The organism is Sphingomonas sp. FUKUSWIS1, assembly GCF_000733135.1.
Classification (GTDB): Bacteria; Pseudomonadota; Alphaproteobacteria; order Sphingomonadales; family Sphingomonadaceae; genus Sphingomonas; species Sphingomonas aerolata.
Genome location: NZ_JPJC01000258.1, coordinates 4,675 through 9,299, shown reverse-complemented (window position 1 = coordinate 9,299; position 4,625 = coordinate 4,675). Strand labels below are relative to the sequence as shown.

Genomic DNA, 4,625 nt, shown 5'->3' with positions numbered 1-4,625 from the left:
GCTTGACCGCGTAGACGGTGGGATCCGCGATCCCCGCCTCGTCGAAGCCGCGCGAGCGGAGACGGCAGCTGTCACACTCGCCGCAATGTTTGCCGTCGGGCGTTGGATCGTAGCACGACCAGCTGAGCCCGAGATCGAGCCCGAGCCGCGTGCCCTCGCGGACGATGTCCGCCTTGGTCATGTGCTGGAGCGGCGCCTGGATGCGGAACGGATCGCCCTCGACCCCCGCCTTGGTCGCGAGTTCGGCCAGCCCCTCGAATGCGGCGATGAATTCGGGACGGCAATCCGGATAACCCGAATAATCGAGCGCGTTGACGCCGATATAGATATCGCGCGCACCCGCCGCCTCGGCCCAGCCGAGCGCGAGGCTGAGGAAGATCGTATTGCGGGCGGGGACATAGGTGACGGGAATGCCACCCGCATCATCGGTGCCGACACCGTCCTTGGGCACGTCGATATCGGCGGTGAGCGCCGAACCGCCGAACGCGGACAGGTCCATCGGCAGGACGATGTGGCGTTCGGCGCCGAGCGCGGTGGCGACGCGGCGCGCGGCGTCGAGCTCGACGCGGTGGCGCTGGTTATAATCGAACGACAGCGCGAGCAGGCGCCGGCCGGATTCCCGCAGCATGGCGGCGGAAACCATCGAGTCGAGGCCGCCCGAGACGAGGGCGACCGCTAAGGGAGCTGATGATGTCATGATGCGCGACGCGCTAGGCCAGACCGCGGCAAAAAGAAAGGGCCGCCCGAAGGCGGCCCTGAAAGGTTGGCGCTTAAAGCAGCCTCAAGGGAGAAACGTGCTGAAATCTCTAAAGCACGAGGGAGGTATAGCCCGGCGCGGTAAACAGCGCATTAACGCCGCGCAATTTCCCGCCGTCGCGCGCCTGAGAAACGCGTCATTCCTCGACCGGAACCGGAAATTTCTTTGCACAGAATGCGCAGTCGACCTGGATGAAGCCGCTCTCGTCCGCCATGTCGCGGCGTTCGTCGATCGGGAATTTCGCGATCACGCCCCGGATATAGTCGGGATCGCACCGGCAGCCGCGCGTGATGGGAATATCGGCGAGGATGCGGACGTCGCTGTCCTCGTTGAACAGCCGCCACACCAGCGTCTCGAGCGGCAGCATCGCATCGGTCAGCTCGTCCGCGCCCATCGTGTTACCGAGCGTCGCGACATGCTCCCATTCGGGATGGTCGAGCTTGGTATGCAGCCGCTCGCGGCCGTCCTCGCCCTCAGGCAGATGCTGGAGGAACAGGCCGCCCGCGACGCAGCGCCCGTCGGGGCCCTTCGCCATGCCGGTGCGGACCATCGTCGGGATCTGCTCGGACTGGGTGAAATAGCTCTGCGCGGCCTCAGACAGCGTATCGCCGTCGAGCGGGACGATGCCCTGATAGCGCTCGTTGCTGCTCGCCATATCGAAGGTGATCGCGAGATAGCCTTGGCCGAACAAGGCGAACAGGGTCGGCTCGACGGGCGCCTGGGCAAGCTTGTCCGCATCGTATTCGATATAGCCGCGCACCTCGCCGCCGCGATAATCACAGACCAGCAACTGGACGACGCCATTGTCGGTCCGGGTCTGCATCGTCAGCTGGCCGCTCGCGTCCTTCAGCGTCGAGCCGATGAGCGCGGCGAGCGTCAGCGCCTCGGCGAGCAGCTTCTCGATCGCAGGCGGATAGGCGTGCGCGGCGAGCACCTCGTCGAGCGCGGTGCCGAGCCGGACGATTCGGCCACGAGCGCTGCGCGCGGGGATCGCAAACGCCAGCGCGCGGTCGAGATCGGTCATGTTGGGGTCGTTCACCATCGTTCCTTCGGCATCCCCCGTCGCGGCGTCATCCCCGCGCAGGCGGGGATGCAGAGCGACATACGCTGGTGGTCTGATCACCAGCTCGGAGTTTATGGATTCCCGCCTCCGCGGGAATGACGGAAATGGGGGCTGACCTGCGCCCGATCAACCAACCGGGCGCTTCAGCCGATCTGCCCGAAGCACCAGCGCAGCACCGATTTCTGCGCGTGGAGGCGGTTTTCGGCCTCCTGCCAGATCAGCGACTGCGGGCCGTCGATCACCTCGGGCGTGACCTCCTCGCCGCGATGCGCGGGGAGGCAGTGGAGGAACTTCGCATCGGGCCGCGCGAGCGCCATCAGCGCGGCGTCGACCTGATAGGGGGCAAGGGCCTTCAGCTTGCTCTCGGCATTGGCCTGCCCCATCGAGATCCAGGTGTCGGTGACGATGATGTCCGCACCTTCGACCGCCTCGCGCGGGTCAGCGACGACGCGCGCGTGCCCCGAGGCGCGGACGATCGCCTCCTCCTCGGGCTGAAACCCCTGTGGGCAGGCGGCGACGACGTCGAATTGCATCAGCCCGGCGGCCTCGACGATCGAGGCGAGCACGTTGTTGCCATCGCCCAGCCACGCGACCTTGAGCCCGGGCAGCGCCTTGCCGCTCTCGATGATCGTCAGCAGGTCGGCCATGATCTGGCACGGATGCGATGCGTCGGTCAGCCCGTTGATGACGGGGACGCTGGCATGATGCGCCATCTCCTCGACCTTGGCATGATCGTCGGTGCGAATCATGATCGCGTCGACATAGCCCGACAGCACGCGCGCGGTATCGGCAATCGATTCGCCGCGCCCGAGCTGCATGCTGCCGGCATCGGCGACGATCGACGTCCCGCCGAGCTGGCGGATCGCCATGTCGAAGCTGAACCGCGTGCGCGTCGAGTTTTTTTCGAACACCATCGCCAGCGTGTGGCCGGCGAGCGGCGCATCGGCGTCGGCGCGGCCCTTGGTGAAGCCGGCGCGCGCCGCCTTGCGATCGAGCGCGTCGGCAAGCATCGCGGCGACGCCGTCGGGGCCGGCGTCGGTGAGATTCAGGAAATGGCGGTTGTTCATGGTAACGACCCCGTAAGAAGTTCCGTTCGTCCTGAGTAGGGGCTGAGCGAAGCCGAAGACCCATATCGAAGGACAGTGCCCCAAGCGGGCCAGTCCTTCGATACGCCACTTCGACTTCGCTCAGTGGCTACTCAGGACGAACGGGGTTTAGTGACCGCGCAAAGGCGCTCAATCGTCGGCGGCGGGCACATAAACGCGCGCGGCGGTCGACAGCTTGTCGATGCATTCGGCGATATGGCTCTCGTCGATCACCAGCGGCGGCAGGATGCGGATGACGTTCTCGCCCGCGGCCACCAGCAGCAGATTGTGATGATCGCGTGCGAACGCGACGAACGCACGGCTGTCGCTTTTCAGCTTCAACCCGAGCATCAGCCCGGTGCCGCGCACGCTGTCGAACAGGTGATCGTGATTGGGGATCATCTGCTCGAGCCCCTGCCGCAACCGATCGCCCATCGTGGCGACATGTTCGAGGAACCCGTCCTCGAGGATCACGTCGAGCACCGCCTCGCCCGCCGCCATCCCGAGCGGGTTGCCGCCATAGGTCGAGCCGTGCGTGCCCGCGACCATGCCCTTGGCCGCCTCCTCGGTCGCAAGGCACGCCCCGAGCGGGAAGCCGCCGCCGATCCCCTTGGCGACCGACATGATGTCGGGGGTGATGCCGTAAAGCTCGTGCGCGAACAGCTTGCCCGTCCGGCCATAGCCGCACTGGACCTCGTCGAGCACCAGCAGCAGGCCATGCTCGTCGCACGCCTTGCGCAGGCCCTGGAGGAATTCGGGGCTCGCCTGGCGGATACCACCCTCGCCCTGGATCGGCTCGACCAGGAAGCCTGCGGTGTGGTCGTCGATCAGCGCGAGCGCACCCTCGAGATCGTTGAACTTGGCATAGGCGAATCCGGGCAACAGCGGCTCGAACCCGTCGCGCATCTTGGCCTGATTGGTCGCCGAGATCGTCCCGAGCGTGCGGCCGTGGAACGCGGTGTCGAACGTGATCAGCGTATGACGCTCGGGATTGCCGTTCACAAAATGATAGCGGCGCGCGGTCTTGATCGCGCACTCGACCGCTTCCGCACCCGAATTGGTGAAGAACACGGTGTCGGCGAACGTGTTGTCGACGAGCCGCTGCGCGAGATGCTCGCCCTGCGGTGAGCCGTACAGGTTCGACACGTGCATCAACGTCGCCGCCTGGTCGGCGATCGCCTTGGTCAGGTGCGGGTGGCCATGGCCGAGCGCGTTGACCGCGATACCGCTGGCGAAGTCGAGATATTGCTGGCCGTCCTCACCGAACAGATAGGCGCCCTCGCCTCGGACCGGACGCACGCCACACCGCGGGTAGACGGGCATGAGCGGGGTGATGGTCACAGGCGCTTCCTCTTCGAAACGAGAAGGGCGGCCCGTGATGGACCGCCCCGGAGGCGCCTAATACCGGTGACGGGGGATGGGCGTCAACACCGCGGACGTCCGACGCAGCCCTGTCTGATCCGTACCAAGGCGCGGACTCCGCTTGCGGCGCCCCGGCAGCACGCGCAATCTTCCCCTCGGCTCCATCCGACGTCGCAAACGCGCCGGCGCAAGCCCAGTCGCGTCCCCATCGAGAGGAGGTTGACGTATGAAACGCTATGCGACCGGCCTGGCAGTGATGCTGGCCATGGCTCTTGCCACCACCCCCGCGCTTGCCAAGGGCGTGTTCGACGGCACCTGGAAGGGAGATGTGAAGGCGAGCCAACCCGCGGAGAATCCC

4 protein-coding genes are annotated in these 4,625 nt (G+C 66.3%); all 4 read right to left on the bottom strand.

Going from position 1 to position 4,625, the window contains the following annotated elements; all coding sequences use genetic code 11:
- The coding region (gene queC / locus sphsw_RS16375; protein WP_031441564.1) for a 7-cyano-7-deazaguanine synthase QueC at nt 1-697 on the bottom strand (697 nt) is incomplete at its 3' end.
- A 196-nt stretch (nt 698-893) separates the two neighbouring features.
- Nucleotides 894-1,799 (bottom strand): Hsp33 family molecular chaperone HslO, encoded by a 906-nt coding sequence (hslO, locus tag sphsw_RS16370; protein WP_031441563.1) that lies wholly within the window; start codon nt 1,797-1,799, stop codon nt 894-896.
- A 164-nt stretch (nt 1,800-1,963) separates the two neighbouring features.
- A complete protein-coding gene (gene argF / locus sphsw_RS16365) occupies nt 1,964-2,887 on the bottom strand; it encodes an ornithine carbamoyltransferase (RefSeq protein ID WP_031441562.1) in 924 nt (307 codons plus the stop codon).
- Nucleotides 2,888-3,055: 168 nt separating this feature from the next.
- On the bottom strand, nt 3,056-4,246 hold the full coding sequence (locus sphsw_RS16360; protein ID WP_031441561.1) for an aspartate aminotransferase family protein: 1,191 nt from the start codon (nt 4,244-4,246) through the stop codon (nt 3,056-3,058).
- Between the last annotated feature and the right edge of the window lie 379 nt (nt 4,247-4,625).